21 protein-coding genes, 1 pseudogene and 2 other annotated features are annotated in these 21,676 nt (G+C 39.2%); of the genes and pseudogenes, 3 read left to right on the top strand and 19 right to left on the bottom strand.

The genetic code is table 11. The features are described from left to right. Positions 1 to 296: 296 nt before the first annotated feature. The 11 genes and pseudogenes from AM500_RS08060 to AM500_RS26050 all read right to left on the bottom strand — a co-directional run. A complete protein-coding gene (locus AM500_RS08060; protein WP_053598758.1) occupies positions 297 to 1,310 on the bottom strand; it encodes a YheC/YheD family endospore coat-associated protein in 1,014 nt (337 codons plus the stop codon). Positions 1,311 to 1,324: 14 nt separating this feature from the next. After that, positions 1,325 to 2,548, bottom strand: coding sequence for an ATP-grasp domain-containing protein (locus AM500_RS08055; protein WP_053598757.1), 1,224 nt, complete (start codon positions 2,546 to 2,548; stop codon positions 1,325 to 1,327). Positions 2,549 to 2,958: 410 nt separating this feature from the next. After that, positions 2,959 to 3,657: a putative nucleotide-diphospho-sugar transferase gene (locus AM500_RS08050; protein ID WP_053598756.1), complete on the bottom strand. Its 699-nt coding sequence runs from the start codon at positions 3,655 to 3,657 to the stop codon at positions 2,959 to 2,961. Between the two features lie 138 nt (positions 3,658 to 3,795). Then, a complete protein-coding gene (locus tag AM500_RS26225) occupies positions 3,796 to 3,930 on the bottom strand; it encodes a hypothetical protein (RefSeq protein ID WP_269432574.1) in 135 nt (44 codons plus the stop codon). Between the two features lie 894 nt (positions 3,931 to 4,824). Beyond that, on the bottom strand, positions 4,825 to 6,018 hold the full coding sequence (locus AM500_RS08045; RefSeq protein WP_231688127.1) for a carboxylate--amine ligase: 1,194 nt from the start codon (positions 6,016 to 6,018) through the stop codon (positions 4,825 to 4,827). 94 nt (positions 6,019 to 6,112) lie between these two features. After that, the gene (locus AM500_RS08040) at positions 6,113 to 7,330 is read right to left on the bottom strand and encodes a glycosyltransferase family 2 protein (RefSeq protein WP_053598754.1); all 1,218 of its coding nucleotides are present in this window, start codon (positions 7,328 to 7,330) and stop codon (positions 6,113 to 6,115) included. A gap of 49 nt (positions 7,331 to 7,379) precedes the next feature. Beyond that, entirely contained in the window at positions 7,380 to 8,588 is a 1,209-nt protein-coding gene (locus tag AM500_RS08035) for a glycosyltransferase family 2 protein (protein WP_053598753.1), read from the bottom strand. A 22-nt stretch (positions 8,589 to 8,610) separates the two neighbouring features. Continuing rightward, positions 8,611 to 9,534, bottom strand: a complete 924-nt coding sequence (locus AM500_RS08030; RefSeq protein ID WP_053598752.1) for a UDP-3-O-(3-hydroxymyristoyl)glucosamine N-acyltransferase — start codon at positions 9,532 to 9,534, stop codon at positions 8,611 to 8,613. Next, positions 9,535 to 10,350: a beta-keto acid cleavage family enzyme gene (locus AM500_RS08025; RefSeq protein ID WP_231688163.1), complete on the bottom strand. Its 816-nt coding sequence runs from the start codon at positions 10,348 to 10,350 to the stop codon at positions 9,535 to 9,537. A gap of 51 nt (positions 10,351 to 10,401) precedes the next feature. Continuing rightward, the gene (locus AM500_RS08020; RefSeq protein WP_053598750.1) at positions 10,402 to 11,058 is read right to left on the bottom strand and encodes a PIG-L deacetylase family protein; all 657 of its coding nucleotides are present in this window, start codon (positions 11,056 to 11,058) and stop codon (positions 10,402 to 10,404) included. A 232-nt stretch (positions 11,059 to 11,290) separates the two neighbouring features. Then, a pseudogene (locus AM500_RS26050) lies at positions 11,291 to 11,575 on the bottom strand (isocitrate lyase/phosphoenolpyruvate mutase family protein); the annotation flags it as partial. Between the two features lie 654 nt (positions 11,576 to 12,229). Here AM500_RS26050 and AM500_RS08005 point away from each other — a divergent pair. Together AM500_RS08005 and AM500_RS08000 are read left to right on the top strand one after the other, a co-directional pair. Further along, positions 12,230 to 13,447 carry an ATP-grasp domain-containing protein gene (locus AM500_RS08005; RefSeq protein ID WP_053598747.1) on the top strand — a complete coding sequence of 406 codons (1,218 nt, stop codon included), beginning with the start codon at positions 12,230 to 12,232 and terminating at the stop codon, positions 13,445 to 13,447. Positions 13,448 to 13,460: 13 nt separating this feature from the next. Beyond that, a complete protein-coding gene (locus AM500_RS08000) occupies positions 13,461 to 13,838 on the top strand; it encodes a CotY/CotZ family spore coat protein (protein ID WP_156319776.1) in 378 nt (125 codons plus the stop codon). A gap of 72 nt (positions 13,839 to 13,910) precedes the next feature. Here the strand turns inward: AM500_RS08000 and AM500_RS25430 are convergent, their stop codons facing one another. The 6 genes from AM500_RS25430 to infC form a co-directional block, all read right to left on the bottom strand. Continuing rightward, entirely contained in the window at positions 13,911 to 14,057 is a 147-nt protein-coding gene (locus AM500_RS25430) for a hypothetical protein (RefSeq protein ID WP_156319775.1), read from the bottom strand. Between the two features lie 787 nt (positions 14,058 to 14,844). Then, positions 14,845 to 15,282, bottom strand: coding sequence for a dUTP diphosphatase (gene dut / locus AM500_RS07995; protein WP_053598745.1), 438 nt, complete (start codon positions 15,280 to 15,282; stop codon positions 14,845 to 14,847). A 34-nt stretch (positions 15,283 to 15,316) separates the two neighbouring features. Continuing rightward, a complete protein-coding gene (locus tag AM500_RS07990) occupies positions 15,317 to 15,589 on the bottom strand; it encodes a DUF1294 domain-containing protein (protein WP_053598744.1) in 273 nt (90 codons plus the stop codon). A gap of 67 nt (positions 15,590 to 15,656) precedes the next feature. Then, entirely contained in the window at positions 15,657 to 16,016 is a 360-nt protein-coding gene (gene rplT, locus AM500_RS07985; protein WP_053598743.1) for a 50S ribosomal protein L20, read from the bottom strand. Between the two features lie 36 nt (positions 16,017 to 16,052). Next, positions 16,053 to 16,253, bottom strand: coding sequence for a 50S ribosomal protein L35 (gene rpmI / locus AM500_RS07980; protein WP_043934148.1), 201 nt, complete (start codon positions 16,251 to 16,253; stop codon positions 16,053 to 16,055). A gap of 16 nt (positions 16,254 to 16,269) precedes the next feature. Further along, a complete protein-coding gene (gene infC / locus AM500_RS07975; protein ID WP_053598742.1) occupies positions 16,270 to 16,773 on the bottom strand; it encodes a translation initiation factor IF-3 in 504 nt (167 codons plus the stop codon). Between the two features lie 68 nt (positions 16,774 to 16,841). After that, positions 16,842 to 16,974 (bottom strand) — a sequence feature (ribosomal protein L20 leader region). A gap of 262 nt (positions 16,975 to 17,236) precedes the next feature. Here infC and AM500_RS07970 point away from each other — a divergent pair. Continuing rightward, complete coding sequence (locus AM500_RS07970; protein ID WP_053598741.1) at positions 17,237 to 18,073, top strand: YsnF/AvaK domain-containing protein; 837 nt, start codon at positions 17,237 to 17,239, stop codon at positions 18,071 to 18,073. Between the two features lie 93 nt (positions 18,074 to 18,166). On the opposite strand, the gene thrS is transcribed toward AM500_RS07970, so the two are convergent. Next, the gene (gene thrS / locus AM500_RS07965; RefSeq protein ID WP_053598740.1) at positions 18,167 to 20,098 is read right to left on the bottom strand and encodes a threonine--tRNA ligase; all 1,932 of its coding nucleotides are present in this window, start codon (positions 20,096 to 20,098) and stop codon (positions 18,167 to 18,169) included. 244 nt (positions 20,099 to 20,342) lie between these two features. Continuing rightward, positions 20,343 to 20,585: a binding site (T-box leader), on the bottom strand. A gap of 85 nt (positions 20,586 to 20,670) precedes the next feature. Continuing rightward, positions 20,671 to 21,513, bottom strand: a complete 843-nt coding sequence (locus AM500_RS07960) for a putative sporulation protein YtxC (protein ID WP_053598739.1) — start codon at positions 21,511 to 21,513, stop codon at positions 20,671 to 20,673. Positions 21,514 to 21,676 lie beyond the last annotated feature (163 nt).

Genomic DNA, 21,676 nt, shown 5'->3' with positions numbered 1-21,676 from the left:
GCTAATTCCAATTTTCTATTGAAAAATAACGAAAGCATCCAACAATCTGGATGCTTTCTCTACCATTTTGGCTCGGAATTTTTTCTTTTCAATAAATCCATTTCCAAGCACTGAATCCACAATTGAAACTAATGTCGATTTCAACGCTTATTCTTTATTTGAATAGAGCGTATCCAAGACAGTTACCCGCATCAGTTTGTTTTTCATTCCAGTCCATACCCACCACCCCAAACCTGTCCGTGTACTCTTATTTTATGGCAGGATTGGAGTTGGTGAGTTTCTGTACTTAAAATAGACTAATGATGAGTCGCGAGGTACTTTGAATATTTGACTGTCCTTTTCGCCACCTCAAACTCCCGATGCTGTGAACCCGGCCTCCAATTCACCTCAAAAATCCAGATTTTTTGCTGTGAGTCAATTCCAACATCAATACCGAGTTCATCAAACCTGCGGTTGAAAACCTCCTCAAGATGATAGGAAAAAGTAAGTGCGAATTGTTCAAGGAGCCTCCTAATATTGAAATATTCGTCACCAAATTGTTCCTTTAGGAAGGGGTCCAGTTCTCCCCGATACCCTCCGCCGCTGATATTACTAATCAGCTTTCCAGTTCCGCTGATCCTCGGGTAAATAAGATTAATTTCCCATTCACCCTCGCCATTCTTCTGAACATGAAGCCGAAAGTCATATGTCAGGCCATTGCGGGTTTTACATTCAATAAATGGCTGAAACAAATATTTTTGTTCTTTCTTTAGCTCTTCTATTAATAAATGAAATTGGGATGAATCAAGTACCTTCTCTTCATTTCCGTCAATAATGTTAAATTCATCTTTGTTTTTTTCATCGACAAATAAAATATTTATGCCCTTGTTTCCCGAAAATGGCTTGATTACTATTCGTCGCCCCTGTTCTAAAAGCTCAAATAATTGTTCTGTTTTCTTTAAAGGAAATGTAGGGATTAGAAAATTTGCGAAATCACCCTTTTTCTGAACTGCCCGGTATACTTTCATTTTGTTAGGCACCGGTTGACTGGTGAAGGGGATTATTTTTTTTAATTTCCTATAAATTTTTTTTTGCCTTCTTGTCCTCGGCCTGCTGATATTAATAACCACTTGAGGGAGGTCCATTTTTCGCTGCACCCATTTTCCTTTCCTGTAAACCCAGCCTTCTATTTTCCGGGACTTAAGGTTAACTCCCTGATAAGAAAAGTAAACAAAAGGAATTCCCTCCATCTTTGCAGCTGCTGCGAACGCATACGCCTTTTTTTCATCATCAGGTTTTTTCCTGTAATGAAGCATACCGATTAATGTCATATAAATACCTCCCTTTACAGGGGTTCTATGAAAAATATAATTTCCTTTGCTGCCATTTGAGCAATCTTTTTTGCCTCAGCAAAACTCTCTGCGGAAGCAATCACATAAGCATATCGGTCCCCTAATGAATTGGGAGGGGCTAATATGGTTCCTTTTCGCGGTTTCACATAAACCTCTATAACGCCTTCATGAGATAAGGCACGTTTTTTCCCCGTAACCCTCAAAAGTATCCCCCGTGCATCCACAGTAACGAATTGTGCATATACATGCTTTAGTTTACTCTGTTTCAATTCAGGTTCCTGTCCAAGGTGTAATTTAATAATCTCTTGCACCAAATTTAAACCGGTGCCTTCGTGCAGGATTTGATTCATGGCACCGCCCGATACCCTTGGATTGATTTCAATAAGCTTCCACTCCCCGTTCACCCATCTCATTTCCAAATGGCATGAGCCCAAAGTCATATCCAGGGCCGAAAGCACTTTCGCTACGACAGAATCCAGCTCCTCGTGTTGTGTTTCACTTAGTGAAGCCGGGTAATGATAACCTGTTACAATAAAGCGCTCCCCTTTGGAGATAAACTGTTCGATAATGCCAATAATTCGAGCCTTTCCCTCCCATACAAGGACTTCAATTAAGTATTGAGGGCCATTTAAATATTCTTCAATTAAAATAGGCTGCTCGGGAAACTGTTTCCTTAATGATAGGATTGCTTGTTCCAGTTCTCTCTTTGTTTCAGCTAAAAGGACATCCTTTGATCCATTCGACCGGGGAGATTTAACAATAAGGGGAAGAGAATGTTCAAAACTCTCGGCTGCTATTTCTAAAGAGTCTTTAGGTTGAATCACCATAAAAAACGGATTGAAATCCATGTTTTGCAGTGCCTTCCTAACTCTGGTTTTCTCCTCCATTTTGTATATCGCTGTGGGTGAGGGATGTATAAGACCCAATTCAATGGACAGGAGTGTAGCAGTATACACAAATGGATCCACCAAACTTAGGCAGGCTTTGATATTTTTCCCCTGTCCTTTCAGCAAATCAAGCTCTTCTTTAAGACACTCCCTCTTTTGCAAATCTTCAAGGTAAATCATCTGATGCACATCCGAAAATTCTTCTCTTTGTTCGATAAACTTTTTTCTGTCTGTAAAAAGGACCGTAAAAAAACCCATCCTCTCTGCTGCTTTAATTGCTTCCCTGCTTGTTCCAGACTTATTGCATCCAATAAAAATAACCGTATCCATTTTTTCATCCTCCAATTTTCTTAAAAGGAGTTCCTAATTACCTTATTCAATTTCTTTAATGGGGTGTATGTACATGGAACCAAACACATGAAGGAAATTAGTGAGAATACAATACTATTATTTGAGGAGAAATGTTTTAAAGGTTGAAGGCATAATGCAAGTAGGAGGGGGATTAGCCTCCGTCCTCTCAGTCGAGTAACCCCTGGGAATTTCACCCAGAGGCTCTCACAGAACCGCACTTGAATCCCTCAATCCAATAGATTGGATGAGCCATCAGCCTGTTTGGGGGGACCATTCGCAAGAAAATAACCTCGGAATTATTTAATTCATCTGCGGGATTACTCGTAAAGCTTAAACGGCCGCTTTTAAGATTCCTATTCAGGGGGAAACATTCATAAACAAAAAAACGTTTAATTCGATTGGATATTTCTTAAAAATTGCTGGTAACTCTTTTTCATTCTTTCTAATCTCGTCTCCCATGGAAGACCACAGTGATGCATTATATTGGGTTTTTGTGCAACATCTTTACGATTAGGTCTGCTATTCCACTTAAGATGCAGGTGTCCAACTTTCGATGTGTATTTTGTCGGGCCTTCATAGGCAAGTATTTTCACATTTCTGTTTTTATAACCCAGGAGTTTTAAAAATGCTTGTTGATCCCACCAGCCTCTGCGACGCTTCTTTTTAAATTTCCAAATATGCTCTAAAATCTCTAAGGTTACAGGATCGCGTTTAACAACGATGACACCACTATTAGGAAATAGAGGATTTCTATCGAAATAACTCGTCATATAAATGACATGATTGGATAATAACTCTTTACGTATATCTTCCGAGGGATCCACGATTATTGTATCGGCATCCATCCACATTACAATTTGATAGTATTTTAATAGATTGTATAAAAGGAATACCTTATGTTTTTTAGGCTTTTGATCCGGAAGAAGGAGATCTTTATAAAACAAAGTGTCAATATTATGAAGACGACCGTAATATTCAACCGTTGGTTTCATTATTTCCATTGAAGCAACATGGTCTGTACCTGTTGCTAAACAACAAATAACCATATTACTTTTAGGCTTTAAATTAAAATCGTACAATGGTATCATTTTATCTCTCCTTTATGAGTTCTCTTTTCATAGCAGCCAGGCTCATTAAATATTTTCCATATTCACTTTTTAATAACGGTTTTCCCAGTAGCTCTATTTGAGTATTTGAAATGAGGTTCAAATTAAAGGCCACTGCCTCTATACATCCGATTTTTTTGTTGTGTTTTTTTCAACGCCTTCAACATACAGAAATGCTTTAATCAGCGAACGATGAGTGCATGTATCAAACAATGAAACTTCCTCGTTTAATACATCCAAAAATAATTCATCCATATCAAGATAAGCCTTATTTGCATCCGTATTTTCTATTTCCCCACGAACTAAGGTAATTAGTTTCTTAGCAATATCTATAACTCAATTATCATAAAAGCAAAATAGCCTTTGGATTTTTCGGTTCTTTTTTAAATCCGCCAAAGAAGGAACTTTTCATTGTTGTTTTAGTGTATTCACTTGCTTGATATTTTGCTTAGGTGTTTTTCCTCTGTTTAATTGGACATCTGACTGTTATTCCTGTTTTTCCCGTTTTGGCCTTTCTTGCATGAATGAAGGTCCATTTTCTGTAAGTCAAATCACTTGGATAGACTGTATTCACTACTCACCTATTATCTAACAAAGGCTATGGAGATTTTTGAAAAAACGGACACATAATTGGTAGGGAAAGGAAATCCTTCAAGTACTTTAAAAAAAGATACTTCTTAGGAAGTGAAAATAAACCGGGGAAAAGCTCGCTAAAAGGAGGCACACTTATTTTTAAAAAGGAACTCTATCCGGAGTTGAAATTTCCTTTAAAGAGGGTTCAGGTACCGACAGAATATTCGTAAAAAAATGACAGGAGAAAAATGTTAGAATCCATACAACCAGCAGGTACAATTACGTCTATTTAAGACGCTCCGGTAACAGTTCCCATACATTTGCACAGAAATAAGGCGCTTATAAAAAAGAGTAAAGTAATTGGGGAAGTGAAAAACTACAAAGCCAATCGGAATTGGATTTAGTAAAAAGAAGATAGGGTAAATTAATTCATTCATTATCTCTAAATAGAAAAAGGGCTGCTCATATCTTTAAGCAGCCCTTTTACTTCCTAATTACATATTTGAATATCATCGTAAAGTGTCTTCATCCCGCTCGGATGGCACTTCTAAATTAAAGTTATGCCACCCTCCCTTGTCACCTTCTGTTTTTCCATGCGTATTTTAAATCAGAAATTACTCCGCGTATAAACGGCATTGGGTCATCCAAACGAAATGATGCAAATGCTTTTACTCCTGTAAAAGATTTTATCCATTTACCGAAGTTCATACTACCCTTTTTACGATTCTCCAAAAATCCTAAAAAATTTCGCACAAGATGGACCCATTTCCCCCCCTCCTTTTGATTTAATTCCTTAGGAGGATTTTGGCCGGTCGCCATTAAATAATATAAATAGGAAAAATCTATTCCCGATGCATATGACAGACTGTTGGATACTGTTGTCCGGGCATTTATTTCGATAAATTTAAGGGTGCCATCCCGTGGATCCATTTTATATTCGGCATGAGCCAAACCAACAAAATTAAGTGTTTTAAAGAATGACACCCCCATTTTGACGAGTTCTTCATTCTTTTTGCTTAACACAAGGACGCCTGATCCAAATATGGGTGGATATTGTTGAAGTTTTTGGCTGGAGAACAAACCGATTAAATCCATTTGTTTATTAAAAAGAGTGGCTATTTCGTAAACACAGTGATCGTCACCGGGGATGAATTCCTGTATCATTAATTCACCGAATTGTGCATAAAACGGGTACAAGGTTCTTAACTGAGATGCGCTTTCAATAATGATTGCCTTTTTATTCATCCGCTTGCGGTAATCCGCTGAGAATGCGGGTTTTAATATACATGGAAAAACAAGACCTTCTACAATATTTTCCAGTTGGTCTGGATTTTCAATAAAAAAGGTTTTCGGAGTCGGAATGTTATGCTTAAGAGCTAGATTATAAGTTTGCCTTTTATCTAGTACAGATTGGATTAAGGAATGATCTGGCATAATGAATAAAAAGTATTCAGCTAACTGATCTCTGAACTTGGAAATAAAAAAAACATAATCATCGGACCCTGCAAACAGGACGGCTTTACGTTTCAAATTCCCCCCCTTTTTAATTAGGTGGTCTAACAGTTTATCCTCTTCATATATTGGGTGTGGACAAGGTCCACATTCGGCGTAGAGAGTTCTTCCTTTTTTATATTTTGATAAGACATCATAGGCATAAACCATAATGCCCTTTCGCTTTAAACTGCGGATTATTCCTAGACCATTAATACTTAAATCTAAAACAATTGCAGGGAAGTCATGCTTAGGTTTATGATTCTTTGGTATTTTCAAAAACATTCACTCCTAAACTCAATGTATAGGAATTGATAAAATCGAAATTACATAATATATATGCTACTCTTGTTACTTTTGAACTGGCGTATCTCTATTTATTACTTAACAAATCAAATAGTTTAATTAGATGCGGATATTGATTGTACGAATCAATTTCATTTCTCTGGTGGATAATTCGAGCCACTCTTTTCCGGTCATCCTGAATACCCGCACTTTGCATTAAGTTTATAATCTTCTTCCCCTGGGAATCCAAGATGGCTGCTTCTTGCAGCAACTCAACAATACATCGGTTGAATTCTTCATACTTTCCAGGAAAATTCCTTATAACGGCATAATGTTCATTCATGATGGTTTCCATAAATGTATAGTCATTTTTTTGAACTGATTTTAAGGACCTGATACAAACATCCAGAACAGGATGCTTTTGTTGAAAAAGTACCCGGTTCTTTTTTCCTTGCTTTAAGTGGCCCGAAGCTTTGGGGTGCTCTTGGTGATAGCGAATCAGTTCCGGTTCTACAATAAACTTAACACCAGCTTTTTTTAATCGAAAAGCCAAATCATGATCTTCTGTTCCCCAACCCTTATAATCTTCATCATATCCGCCAATCCTGTTAATTGTGTCTTTTTTTACAGAAAGGTTGCCAACACAAGCCAGCCAATTTAAATGACTAGAATCAAAATTATCACCTAAATGTTCCAAAACATTATTGGTGTGCCTTTTTGTAATGGACAGCATTTGTAATTGCGAAAAGTTTCGAATGTCTTCCTTTTTTAAGAGAACGATTGGAGACCTTAATCGCTTTACATATCGGCCAATATTTTTTGAATGGAGTTTTTTCCCGAGCCGCTTCGAAAACCACCTTCTGGCGAGTTTTTCTTTTAGTAACCTGGAAAGATCTTTCCTTTGTTTAGAATTAAAACTAGGATAGAGGCAAGAATAAAGTTTATATCGTTTCCTCCCCCCGATTACTACTGCATGATCCGTTGATTGATGATGTTTTAAATGATTTTCTACATATTTAGCATCAACAATCATCTCCGCATCTAAAAACATAACAACTTTACCCTCGGCTATCCGGAGCCCTTTATTCCTGGTGGCAGCCAGACCTAAATTCGACTTATTACGAATGTATTTAAACTTATAACGTGGAGAGAACTGCTTAAGGAGCGGGGTTTCGTCGGTAGAAGAGTCATCTATTAAGATCACTTCCATCTTAGACAAATCAAACGTTTGATTTTCTAATGAGAATAGACAAAACAAATTTAAAGGGTAACGGTTAAAGGACGGAATGATAATGCTAACATCCATACTAAGACCTCTTTCAACAGTTTTCTTAAAACCGTTCTACATAAAGTTTTTATTGAACCATCAGCAAGTCGAATAATGCGATTAAGTGTCTATAATTCTTAAAAGATTCAATTTTACTTCTTTGCTGTATGATTCGTTCCTTCCTTTCATTGTCTGTTTCAAAATCTGTCTTCGCCAAAAGGCTCTTAATTGCTTTTTTTTGGGCTTTTAATTTTGTGATTTCTTGGAGCATAGAGATAATAGAATCTAGAAATTCAGTATACCATTCAGGAAACTTACCCGAAAGTAATGTATATTCCTTTAAAATATTTTCTACAAATAGGTAATCAAATTTTTTAATATATTTAAGAGATCTTATACAAACATCTAGAGTTGGATGTTTTTGTTGAAAATACACGATTTGTTTCAACCAATTCTTTTTCTTGTTTCGAGATATGGGATGTTCTTGGTGATACCGTTTCAATTCTCGGTCTACTTTAAATTTTGCTCCTGCTTTATACAGCCGGTAAGCAAACTCTCTGTCTTCCACCCCCCAATGGATAAAATTTTCGTCATATCCTCCTGCTTTTATGATTAGATTTCTTCTTAAAGAAATATTACCCAGGCAAGCCATCCATGCAATTGGACTTGTTTCAAAACGATCTCCCAGTTTTTTCAGTGTATTTTTCGTTAGTTTTTTTGGTACAGTATACGGAGCTATACTTCGGAAGTCTGTAATATCCTTTTTTCCAAGAAGAGGAATTGGAGCGTTTATTTTACGGATAAACGGCCCAATTCTTTCGCCTTTCATCACCTGTTTTAATCGTGCTCTTACCTTTTTGCTTTTTTTTGCAAGAACCTTTAGTTCCTTTATTTGCTTAGCATTAAGCTCAGGGAAAAGGTAAGAATACAGTTTTACACCAACTCCACCTCCAATGACAACTGTATTTTCCTCTTTGAGATGGTGCCGATAGTTATTTTTTACATATTCCGGATCGATGACCATTTCCGAATCCAAAATAATAATAATCTCCCCTTTAGCCTCCTTGATTCCTTTATTTCGGGCAGCTGCTAGGCCCAAATTATCTCTGTTACGAATATATTTAAATTTATAAGGGGGCTTATAATCTTTAAGAAGGGGGGTTTGATCCGTAGATGCATCATCAATTAAAATCACTTCCATTTTAGTAAGGTCAAAGGTCTGTTTCTCCAATGCATATAAACTTAGGAGTAAATGAGAGTATCGGTTAAAAGATGGCATGATTATACTCACATCCATATGTTTACCTCCCTCAAAAATACTATTTGCTACCCTTTTTGTTTATCGGTTTAGCTGGAATCCCAGCCACCGTATCGAAAGCATTTACATCTCTAATAACTACTGATCCCATTCCGGCAAGCGAACCTTCTCCTATCGTAATCCCTTGTTTTAGAATTACTCCAGGAGCGATCCAGCTGTTTTGCATCATGGTTGTATTCCCCCCCAGATGTGTTTGATGGGTAATCATTCCATGTTCATTAATGACCACATCATGAGATATGTGATTTAAGTTGCCAATCTTAACATTCTTTTTTATGACTGTATCGGATAACTTGCCTCTTGCTATTACTGTATTACTTCCTACTTCAACATAATCACCTAATTTAACTCCTCCAAGATGGGGAAACTTCACATATTCTCCTTGTAAGTTCTTTTGATAACCAAACCCATCTGCCCCTATCACGGCTCCGCTGTGGATGATGCAATTTGAACCAATAGATACATTATTGCCGATAACCACATTGTGAAAAATTCTTGTTTCCTCACCGATACATACGTTATCCCCTATGATGACACCATGACCAATACATACATTTCTGCCTATTTGAACATTATTCTGGCTAATGACTGCTGTATTGGATATACCTGTAAATGCTGGTTTGGGATGAAATTCATTCACCACAATAGCAAACGTATCCCTCGGATTTTCAACAGGAATAAAAACGATTCCTGTATGTTCTGGAACAGCAGAGTTTATGGGGCAAAGGACGGCTGCACTTTTTATAGTCGACCACTCAAAAGTCTGAGCTTCCATTCTTGATAAAGTGTTTGCTTTTGAATCATATATTGAAGAAAAACCTGTGATGACCAGGTCTTTGTTAATTTCCCCTATGGCCGGTTGGGTAAGTAATTTGTTTTCTCTTAAGAAATCTAATAGAGTGCTTAGTTTAAGACTCATCTCCATCTAAAAATCCTCTCCAACTCCGAGAATTTTTCTGGCTTCTTTTGGTGTGGCAATCTCCCTGTTCAGGTCAGCCGCATATTTTGCCAATCTTTCTACCAGCTGTACATTATTCCTTGCCAGCTCACCGTATTTAAAATAAACGTTATCTTCCAGCCCGGTTCTAATATGCCCCCCTTGAATAATGCCTAATAAATTCATAGGTAACTGCCCTTTGCCCACAGCTGCAATTGACCAGGTACTATTTGATGGAATGCTCTCTTTTAAATGAAGAAGGTTCTTGGCATTGGCTGGAATACCTCCTGGAACCCCCAGCACAAACTGAAAGTGCAAAGGCTCTTGCAAAAGTCCTGACTTAGCCAGCTTTAAAGCTTGGTCAATCATTCCAAAATCAAAAATCTCTATTTCTGGTTTTATTTTGTATTCATTTATCTTTTCTGCAAGCCTGCGAACAAATGCAGGAGAATTAATCATGACACTGTCTTTTCGGTTCATGGACCCCGGAGTGAAAGTCGCCATTTCTGGCTTGCAGACAAGGTGATTCCATCTGTCTGCTTCAACCCCTTTTTGCCCCCATCCTGTAGTAGTTAAATTGATAATAACATCGCACCGTTCCCTAATTTTCTCCACTATCTCTTGATACAGATCGACACGCTGGCTTGGAGTACCATCGTTTTCACGGGCATGAATATGAGCAATCGAAGCACCTGCTTTCCAGCATTCATAAACTTCATTTGCGATTTCATCGGGTGTTATGGGAAGGTTTGGGTTATCTCTTCTTGTTGTAACGCCGCCAGTAACGGCAGCAGTGATAATCATTTTCTCCAAGTTTTTCACCTCTCTTTTGATTTCTAGAAAATTTTATTTACCTTACTTCCATATTCTTCTTATAACCTCAAACGCTTCAGCATGTTCCAAACCCACTGTCATCCCTCTTACAGATGCTAAAGACTTAACACCTTCATAAGAACGTGGATGAGGATAAGGGCGCATTTCCACATCATACTCTTTCAGTGCGAGAAGTTTATCTTGCAAGGTATCCGAAATATTGACGAAATAATTAGGCTTAAATGTTCGATCATTCGTTTGCTCCGTCCATTCACTAGAAGAAACGGTCTCGAAACAAAGAAGTTCAACCATCGTTTTACCAGGAAGCGGCCGTGCAGCAGTTAATACTGCCTGGTAAGTGACCTGATGATCTTTATTTAAATCTCCATAATGATGAGTGAGAATCATCTCAGGATTGTAGATGTCAAGTAACTTTTCAATTTCTTTCGTAATTTGATGGAGGGGGATTGTATGCATCCTCAAATTTGGAAGTTTAAGAAAATGAAACTCCTTAACACCAAGAATCTTATTTGCCTGTTCTATACACTTTTCAATTTGATGCTCTTCTTCCTTGCGGCCCTTTGCAGTAATAATGGTTACAACTTCGTATCCATTGTTTACCAACTTCTTAATCGTACCACCACACCCCAATATTTCATCATCCGGGTGAGAAACTATGACAAGAACTTTTTTCTTCAAAATTATCACCTCTAACTGTAAATTCAGCGACTTATTCGAAACCGCTATATAGGACGAATGAGCCTTTTCAATAAGATATTTAAGCACTCCGGCAAACCGAAATTCCTCTGCGGATGACTTCTGGCCATTCCCCTGCTCTTCTTGCGGTCCTCCACTGAACTATCCTCGACTGAAAAAGTCGATTCTTTGAAAGTTTATTTAAAATAGAAGGCTGAATTATCGAGGGATTCCATCCCGCCACATCGATTTGTTCCAGCTTTTTAACAAGTCTTCTAGCATTGTTAAAGTTTCCGCATCGCATCACTCATGAATTCCAGTACATCAAGAACCTGGGTCCTGAAAGCTTCGTTGAGGTCTCGCACACCCAAAGAGGCCGAAATAGACAGGCCGCGCTGCCCTAGATTCCTTTAAAGCCAGTCTCCTCCACTATTTATGCGGATAAACCATTATGTGCTTCCATTAACAATTCAACCTTTTCAAATTGAAGCATTGTTTTCAGCTGAGAAGTCTTTTTTATCGCCTTTTTCCTTTCATGTTAATCCTTGAAAGGCTGATTATCATTACACAATCCAACCCCATTCGGAATAATCCTTTTTCAAAGCGGGCCCTTACAAGTAACAATACATAATATGTCAGAGGCATGTTTTGGTCCGGGCTTTTCATGATTTGATAAACATACCTATAAAGCATTTGGTTGGTTTGGCCCCGTGCTTCATAACCGTAAGGCATAGATTTCTTGCAAATTACCAATTAGAAGTAATGAATGAAGGAAGATGAAAAAATAGCTTGGGGTAAACTTTGAATGGATTGGCATCGATCAATTAATTCAAATAGGTATTCCTTTAAAGATCTGTACACGATTAAGAGTGTAATGACTTTAGGATCAAATGCACGTGGGGATGGTGGCTTGAACAGATTTAACGATAAATTAAGACTTGGGGAGAACAAAAAAGTTCAGATTACTGTTGAGGCACACCAATAAACCACATTTTTTCAAAAACCGAATTATGCATTATTTATCGAAGCCGACTTTAGCGGACAGCTTCAGATTTATAGGGTTTCCGGTCAGGCATAAAAAAAATAAATAAATTAGAGTTAAAATAGTTTCCAAGCATATCCGTATTGAATATAAATACATAAAATCAAGGTGTTTGAGAGAAGGGCTTGAATTGTGAAATCGGTTGTTTTTATCGAGACAAATCGATATGGATCCAGTATGGAAGGAATGATCACTGCTGGAAAACTCGGATACGATGTCCATTTAATTACAGCAAAGAAACGGTACCTCGAAGAACGGATTCCAGAATTAAACGCTGTACATTTTATCGCGGATCTAAAGGAAGAAAACCTCAAAAAAACAATAACTGAAATAAAGAGAGAAAAAGATGTATCACTCATTATTAGCTTTGTGGATCCATTCGTTTCACTAGCCGCAAAAATGAACCGTTTTTTCTGCGGGGGAAACATTGATAATGGAGCATTGAGTATAATGGAGAACAAGATTTTATTTAGATCCCATTTATCACGCCTACAATATTCGCCCAATTATGATATCATCCATGATCATACACCGTTGAATAGTTTGTACATTAAACTTAAAGAAAGTTATCCCATCGTTCTCAAATCACCCTCATCTTCTGGCTCTAGGGATGTGTATTTCATTCATTCAGAAACTCATTTAAAAAACAGAATAAAATTTTTAAAAAGGAAAAAACCAAATGAGGATTTGCTAATTGAAGAATATCTCGAGGGGCCTCAATATATTGTAGAAGCAATAGTTTACAACGGGGAAATTCAAATTGCAGCTATCATTGAACAGGAAATTACAAAACAATTTAAATTTATCGTAACAGGTTACAGTATTTCACCTATTATGGATAAAGAGGCAGTCGATGGCATAGTAGAAGTTACAAAAGCAATCCTTGAGGAGCTTAAATTGGAAAATGGGAATTGCCATCTGGAACTTCGAAATGTAAATGGAACGTGGAAGCTAGTAGAAATCAATCCCCGGATTTCTGGAGGGCCGGTAAATAATTTGATTGAACACGCTTACGGTTTTAACTATACCGAACAAATAATAAACCTCTACATGGGAAAAAAGCCGGTTATAGAATCGCAATGGAACCATTTTGTCCATGCTCATTTATTTACAGTGGATCAAGTAGGCAAATTAGTAAAAATGACAGGATTGGAGGAAGCCCAAAAGGCACAGGGCATCATTGATATTTTTATAAGAGCAGAACCAGGGCAGATTCTCTCCCCTCCACTTTCCATGGGGCATAGGTATGGGTATGTGATTGCAAAAGGGAGAACAAAAGACGAGGCCCGAAGCCTTGCGTTATCGGCTTCAAAGAAGGTGAAATTTGAATTGGCCCCATATAATGGTTAAGCGAGGTGAAACCATGGATGAACTGAATAATAAACGGAATACATGCTTTGGAGAACTTTTAGAAAGAATGAAGGATGTAAAAATACCTTGTTGTGTATATATAAAAAAGGGGAATCTCTTTAATTTTCCGGCAAACCATTCCTACTATGATTGTGTGCTTACTCCTGTTTTTAAGATAATGAGGGTTGAAAAAAAATCAGGTTGCATAGAACTATCACCACTTATTCCGATTGATATTGAAGGCTGCCCATCAGACCTTTCCGAACATTTATTTTCTTTGGTAGAAACAAATGACAGGTTCACTTTCCAGCTGGACTGTATATGTGGAATAATAGGCCTCCCACCTGAATTAGTAAATCAATGTTTACCTCCGATTGAACCCAAATGCTAAAAAGCTTTTATTTAAAGACTTTTAGCATCTTTACAGGACCCGATTAAGGGTCCTTTTATATTGGATTAAAGCTTAATCCGAAGTTAGTTTTTTAATACTGCCAAATGAATTCCGCATTGATTTTTTGATTAATACATTTGTGTTCCTGTCTGTTAATTGTGTTAGTAAATCAACTAATACTTCATCATGCTCGAGAACGGTTATATTTTTCTTGTCCATTCATAACTCAAGAGCTCGGCTCGCAATGTATTTCGATTCCTTCCCAATTGTTACAAGTTTTTCAATATTAAATTTTAGAATTAAATCCCCAATTTTTATATGTTCACTCTTTGACGCAGCTCCAAGCTCTTTAATATCACCTAGAACAACAATGGGTCATCCTGTGATTGCTCAGCAGTGCAGACAGTAAATCAAGGGGGCGATGGAAACGTCAGGAGGTGCTTTCCTAAATCGTGCTTAGTCCTGCAGTATAAAAAACGGTTCTGCCAAAAAGACTGTTGGATCAAGTGCTTCGGATAATTTAAAAACCTTATATACATAGGGATCTATGAAGCCGATAAAAGTCTCTTATGCCCCTGTCCCGTATCGTTTTACATTGGTAGCAAATTTTTCAGACTCATCTCCTTGCTACATCTTATGTCATTAACTTCAGGCAATTCCTTTTATTCCTTTATTCGAAGTAAAAAATTATAATATCCGAGCCCTTTGCTGCCCATATACTGTTCCTGCTCCTTCCTGTTTTTATATGTTCCAATGAATGCAATGGCTTCCATAATGTACTACTCCCTGAGTCAACTCGTTGGCTCCTGTAAGAAAATACTTATATATTGTATTCTTACTATTTATTTTTAATTGTTACTAGAATGAAAATAGGTAAGTGTGGATATATCCATGGGGGATAGCTGAAGATGTAAAAGAGTAATTTTCTTTAAAAGAGAAGCCGCTCTATCAGAAAAAGGGCTTCTCTTTTAATCGTGTGATTAATGAATTAATGTAAAAATTGCTTTTATTTTATTCCCGACGAACCAAAGCCCCCTTCACCTCTATCGGAACTGGTTATTTCAATAACTTCCTGGATTTTTACTTTTGTCACAGGTGCTATGATCATTTGGGCAATCCTCATTTGTCTTTCCACCCGGAATTCTTCTTTCCCATGATTAATTAAAATTACCTTTACTTCTCCTCTATAGCCCTCATCAATAGTACCCGGGCTATTTAATACGGTTATAGAATGTCTTAGAGCCAAACCGCTTCTCGGCCTCACCTGGGCTTCTGTATCCTCTGGAAGCTCTATGATAATTCCAGTACGAACCAAAGCAGATTCTCCTGGTTTGATTATTTTTTCCTCTGCCGAATATAAATCCAGACCAGCATCTCCCGGATTTGCCCGGATTGGTAGCTTTGCATCCTTATGTACTAATTTAACCTTTAATGTATAAGTCAACGCTTCATCTCCTCCAACATTATCAATGAATTATTTAAAATAATTTAGCAGCAGCGTAAAAGATAGCCAAGATTTCAATGGCGGCAAGCAAAGGTAAACCGAATTTAAATGACACATGCTTTGTTTTATGACGAAAGTAATTCATTCCAATTGTTGCCCCAATTGCACCTCCAGCTAATGCTGACAGCCACAGAGTCTGTTCAGAAATTCTGTATTGGCCGTTTCTGGCCCTTCTTTTGTCAATCCCCATCATTGAAAAGGAAATGATATTTATAACCAGCAAATATATAAAAATCGCCTTTTCCATGTATTTTCCCCCTTACACATGAAGAAAAAGCCATTCCCAGTTACGGAAATGGCTTTGTCATTGAGATTTACTTGTTATACTGTGCTTTAGCAACATCAGCAAGTTGTGCAAATGCTTGAGCATCGCTTACTGCAAGCTCAGCAAGCATCTTGCGGTTCACTTCGACGCCAGCAAGCTTTAGGCCATGCATCAGGCGGCTATAAGAAAGGCCGTTGATGCGTGCAGCTGCATTGATACGAGTGATCCAAAGCTTACGGAAGTCGCGCTTCTTCTGGCGACGGTCACGGTAAGCATATTGCAGGGATTTCATAACCTGCTGGTTAGCAACTTTATATAATGTATGTTTAGATCCGTAATAACCTTTAGCTAATTTAAGAACTCTTTTACGACGCTTGCGCGTTACAGTACCGCCTTTTACACGTGGCATGTAATTTCCCTCCTATATGTGAATCATCGTTCGAGATTACTTGAGATTGTCAAGCATTTGACGAATACGTCTGAAATCGCCTTTGGAAACAATTGCAGATTTGCGAAGCTTACGCTTTGCTTTTGTAGACTTGTTCGCAAACAAGTGGCTAGTATAAGCGTGGGAACGTTTCAGTTTACCAGAACCGGTCTTTTTGAAACGCTTAGCAGTTCCACGGTGAGTTTTCATTTTTGGCATTGGGATGTCCTCCTTGTTACTTTTCGATTTTAGGTGCTAAGACCAGGAACATGCTCCGGCCATCCATTTTAGGATGGGATTCGATCGTAGCAACTTCCTTGCACTCTGCGGCAAAACGGTCCAGTACACGCTGGCCGATTTCCTTATGTGTAATCGCACGGCCCTTGAAACGGATCGATGCTTTTACCTTATCGCCCTTTTCAAGGAACTTGATCGCATTGCGAAGCTTTGTATTAAAGTCATGTTCATCGATCGATGGGCTCAGGCGAACCTCTTTCGTCGTGATAACTTTTTGGTTCTTACGCGCTTCTTTGTCTTTCTTTTGCTGTTCGAATTTGAATTTGCCATAATCCATAATCCGGGCCACAGGCGGCTTGGCGTTTGGCGCGACAAGCACAAGGTCAAGATTTACACGGCCTGCGATTTCAAGCGCTTCAAATTTCGATTTGATTCCAAGCTGCTCGCCATTTTGGTCAATAAGTCGAACTTCGCGGGCGCGAATGCCTTCGTTCAACAACATTTGGTCTTTGCTAATAGTTAGACACCTCCAGGTTTAATACACGAATACGCTGCCGGACAGGTTTTTTTACAATAAAAAAAGTGCGGATGTATACACCCACACTTACGTACATAAATAAGGTTTGAACCAAACCATAACGTAAAACCTGCCAACAGCCGAGTGCGTCAGCTAGGTGAGAAGCGGGTGCTTCTTCTTCCCAACAATTCGTATTCTCTTTTCACCTTAGTAACTATATCACATGCCAAATCCTGTGTCAAACATGCTGTAGTTTTCTTGGCAACTATTGTATTGTATCAGACCACAAAACTTAATTCAACATGAAATTATTTTTTCTTTCTAAAATTATTTCCCAAAATATGGACAATATTCCAACTATCGCTTGTTTTTCTATTCCTGATAGCGGGAATAGACTTCATACGCCCCTAAATGGCGGCGATGAATGTTTACTAGGAGGTAGATTCAAATGAGTAAGCGTGTAGTTGGTGTTTATCACACAGAAGAGGAATTAATTGAAGCTGTTGAACGATATCAAAATGACGGAAACAATCTTACTAATCTTTCGGTTTATGGAAAAACGGATGGATCTATGTCCCATCTTGGCAATTTAACAGGTGTATCCGAAGCCCAGATCGTTCAGGACGATACCGATACACATAAGGATAAGGGGTTCTTCGAAAGTCTCGCCTCGGCATTTGATGGCGGTACAGATAACGACGAATCTACCTATTATGATCGGTTAGTAAGCTATGGACTTAGTGAAGCTGAGGCCAGGGAATATGCTGGTGACCTTGAATCGGGGAGGATAATCCTGTTCGAGGAAACCGGAGGAGCTTTTGATAGCAGTCTGAAACAGAGTGGAACAAATATTGCTTCAACCACATCTGATACACTCGAGACGGATGATGAGCGTACATTGAGACTGCGGGAAGAGAAGCTTGATGTCCACAAAGACCGCGTCCAAACGGGTGAGGTTGAAATTCGTAAAGATGTCGTCGAAGAACAGAAGACAATCAATGTTCCTGTAACAAATGAAGAAGTATATGTTGACCGTCGCCCGGTTGATGGCAATGAGGCTAATCTAGAGGCGGGTCCTATCGGTGATAACGAAACGATCCGCGTTCCTATTGTCGAGGAAAAAGTCGAGGTTACAAAAAAACCTGTTGTCAATGAGGAACTTGTTATTGGCAAAAAAGAAGTCCAGTCTACAGAACAAGTAGTTGAGAATGTTAAGCGTGAAGAGGCTCATATTGAATCTGAAGGCGACACAGATATTGATGAAAGACGCAAAGACAGGTTCTAGACCTTTTAAAATAAAAGGGCTGCCGGAAAAAAACCGGCAGCCCTCTTTTATTTTATCACCAATATAACTTAAACCGAGCAAGATACTCCCCGATTAGTTTCTGTTTACTTCATTTTTCAACTGAGAAAGGAAATCGTCAAACGACATAGTTTCTGACTTCTGCTCTCCGTATTTGCGGACATTGACGCCTTTCTCTTCTACTTCTTTGTCCCCGACAACAAGCATATAAGGAGTTTTTTGCATTTGCGCTTCACGGATTTTATAGCCGATTTTTTCATCACGGCTGTCAAGTTCGACACGGAACCCAGCTTCCTGAAGCTGCTCCTGCACCTTGCGGGCATATTCACTATGAGCTACTGGTGAAACTGGTATTACCTGTACTTGGACCGGTGCGAGCCATGCCGGGAATGCACCTTTGTATTCCTCAATCAGGAATGCGACAAAGCGTTCCATTGTGGATACAACGCCGCGGTGAATAACAACCGGCCGATGCGGCTTTCCATCTTCTCCAACATAAGTAAGGTCAAAGCGCTCAGGCAGCAAGAAATCAAGCTGGACAGTTGACAATGTTTCATCTTTGCCAAGGGCTGTCCTAACCTGGACGTCAAGCTTTGGCCCGTAGAAAGCAGCCTCCCCTTCAGCCTCAAAATACTCCAGGCCAAGATCATCCATTGTTTCCTTCAGCATTGACTGTGCTTTTTCCCACATGTCGTCGTCATCGAAATATTTCTCAGTGTTTTCAGGATCACGGTAAGAAAGTCTAAACGAATAATCATTAATTTCAAAATCTTTATACACATTAAGAATCAGGTTCACAACACGCTTGAACTCGTCTTTGATCTGGTCAGGGCGTACAAAGATGTGCGCATCGTTCAAAGTCATTCCACGGACACGCTGTAGGCCGGAAAGTGCACCTGACATTTCATAACGGTGCATGAGGCCAAGCTCAGCAATCCGAATTGGCAGTTCACGGTAGCTGTGCATCGAATTCTTGTACACCATCATATGGTGCGGACAGTTCATCGGCCGCAGGACAAGCTGTTCATTATCCATTTCCATTACTGGGAACATGTCTTCCTGATAATGATCCCAGTGCCCGGAAGTTTTATAAAGGTCAACGCTCCCCATAACTGGAGTATAAACATGATCATATCCAAGCCTAGTTTCTTTATCAACGATATAGCGTTCAATGATGCGGCGTATCGTAGCGCCTTTTGGAAGCCAGATTGGCAGCCCCTGTCCGACTTTCTGGGAATTGGTGAACAAGTTAAGTTCCTTGCCTATTTTTCTGTGGTCGCGTTCTTTTGCTTCTTCCAGCAGACGAAGGTGCTCTTTCAGGTCTTCTTTCTTGAAGAAGGCAGTTCCGTAGATGCGCTGAAGCATTTTATTGTCGCTATTGCCCCGCCAGTATGCTCCGGCGATACTTAAAAGCTTAAATTCCTTAAGCTTCCCAGTTGAAGGGACATGAACCCCGCGGCAAAGATCAAAGAATTCTCCCTGATAATAGATTGTTACTTTTTCGTCAGCAGGAATCGCCTCAAGAAGTTCAAGCTTATATTCATCGTCAATCTCTTTATAAATTCTTTCTGCTTCAGCTCTGCTAACTTCCTTGCGTTCAATATCAAGGTTTTCATTGATGATTTTAGCCATTTCTTTTTCAATAGCTGGAAGATCTTCCGGAGTGAGAGACTGGTCAAGATCAATATCATAATAGAAACCGCCTTCGATAACCGGTCCGATTCCTAATTTCACTTCAGGATAAAGCCTCTTGATTGCCTGGGCCATCAAGTGTGCTGAACTATGGCGCAGAACCTCCAGTGCTTCAGAAGAATCTTGTGTGATGATTTCTACTGAAGCATCCCCTTCAATAGGTCTCCGCAGGTCATACATTTGTCCGTTTACCTTACCGGCAATTGCCTTCTTCCTAAGTCCCGGGCTTATGGATTGTGCAATATCTTCAGTTGTCGTACCCTGTGGAAACTCCTTGACTGCTCCATCAGGAAACGTAATTTTTAGCACTGACATAACTTTTCCTCCTTTTTTGCGGTCAGACATTATAATGATGAGGCGGTGTTATACAAGGATGTTGATTTGCACTCCAGGCGCTTCGCTTTCCGCGGGCGGCCTGGGAGCCTCCTCGGCGCTAGCGCCTGTGGGGTCTCCCACTGACCTTTTCTCCCGCAGGAGTCTTCGCGCCTTCCGCTCCAATCAACTCTGTTTTAAAACAACAGTCTTTTAACACAGCCAAATAAAAAAAGCCCGTCCCTGGAAAAGGGACGAGCTGTTACACACGTGGTTCCACCCAATTTTTCATATCCCTAAAACCCTGTGGGCAGGAGTATGACTTTGGACAGATAACGGCTGTGGCCGCCAGCAATTACTAATCCGTAAAGGACTTTCACGGCTGGAGTTTAAAGGTGGTAAGCATTTCTTACGTGTTAGGAGGTTTGCACCAAGCCCTCCCTCTCTGGAAACCATATAGAAATACCCATGTCCTTATCATTACTTTTGCTAAGTTTAATTGCTATGTACGTTATTATAATGATTCATCTTTGAAAAATCAAGCAGTCTGAGCTTTCGTTTTCAAGAGCCCACATTTAATTGCTTCTCCGCAATGGAAACTCCTCTAGGCCTAGCAGTAAGATTCTTTCCTCAAATACATTCGCCAGGGTCCGGGCTAGCGGTTCATCCTGGTCCTCAGTGTACAGCACTATTTTCTTTGGGGCAAGCGAAAGGAGTGGAGCTATTGCTACAGAATCCACATATATTGGATGATTGATCAGCAGCTTTCTGTCAATCATTTTTGCAAGCTCAGCTTTTTTTACTTCCTGCATATTCACATCATAGAATGTGACTCCATCTTTTGCGAGCAAATGGATTTCTTCTATTTTCGAAGGCCGTCCAGCCAAGAAAGTTCTTAATGATTCTATAAAAACTTGATATTCCTGTTCCATTTTGTATTCATCGATAGACAATGCTGCTATTTCACGTAAATACTCAAAGACCGGCCTGAGCCTGAACTTCGTAATCGAATCAAAAGAAAGCAGTGCGTCCGCACCTACAATTTCATCTATAGATTTTTTTACTAGTCCGCCTGGAAACGGTTGTTCCATAAAGATAGTCAGATCCTGCCTTTCCCCATCAAGGATGGAATACATAATATCGGTAATATGCTGCTCCTCTGCCTGATCCCGAAAAAAATAGGTGTCCCTTACAATTTCCCTGAACCATTCATCCAATTTTACAATCATAATAAATTCATAAAACGCATCTTTTAATGTATGAAGGCACTCTCCCAAAGGGGAAAGTATTATAAGTTTTGCTTCTTGCTCTTCATGCAGCTGCATCTCTATGTGGATTTTGTGTTTTTGTATATGTTTTTGCAAAAGCTGCTGAAAGCTCTTTGCATCCAGAGTGCTCCGGAAATTGATCTCCGCCAACCAAATCCCCCCTATCCCAAGAATTCTATTGTTATATATATGGGGGGCTGTTCTTGATTAGAAGGAGAACGAAAGAAAACTCGCTGATAACAAGCTTTCCGCAGACATACTAAATACAAAAGAAGCCACCGCAGGCCGGCAGCTTCAATATTTGTTCAATCTA

The sequence above is a fragment of the Bacillus sp. FJAT-18017 genome (assembly GCF_001278805.1).
In the GTDB taxonomy this organism is placed as follows: domain Bacteria; phylum Bacillota; class Bacilli; order Bacillales; family Cytobacillaceae; genus Bacillus_D.
This window is presented reverse-complemented; position numbering and strand designations above follow the sequence as displayed.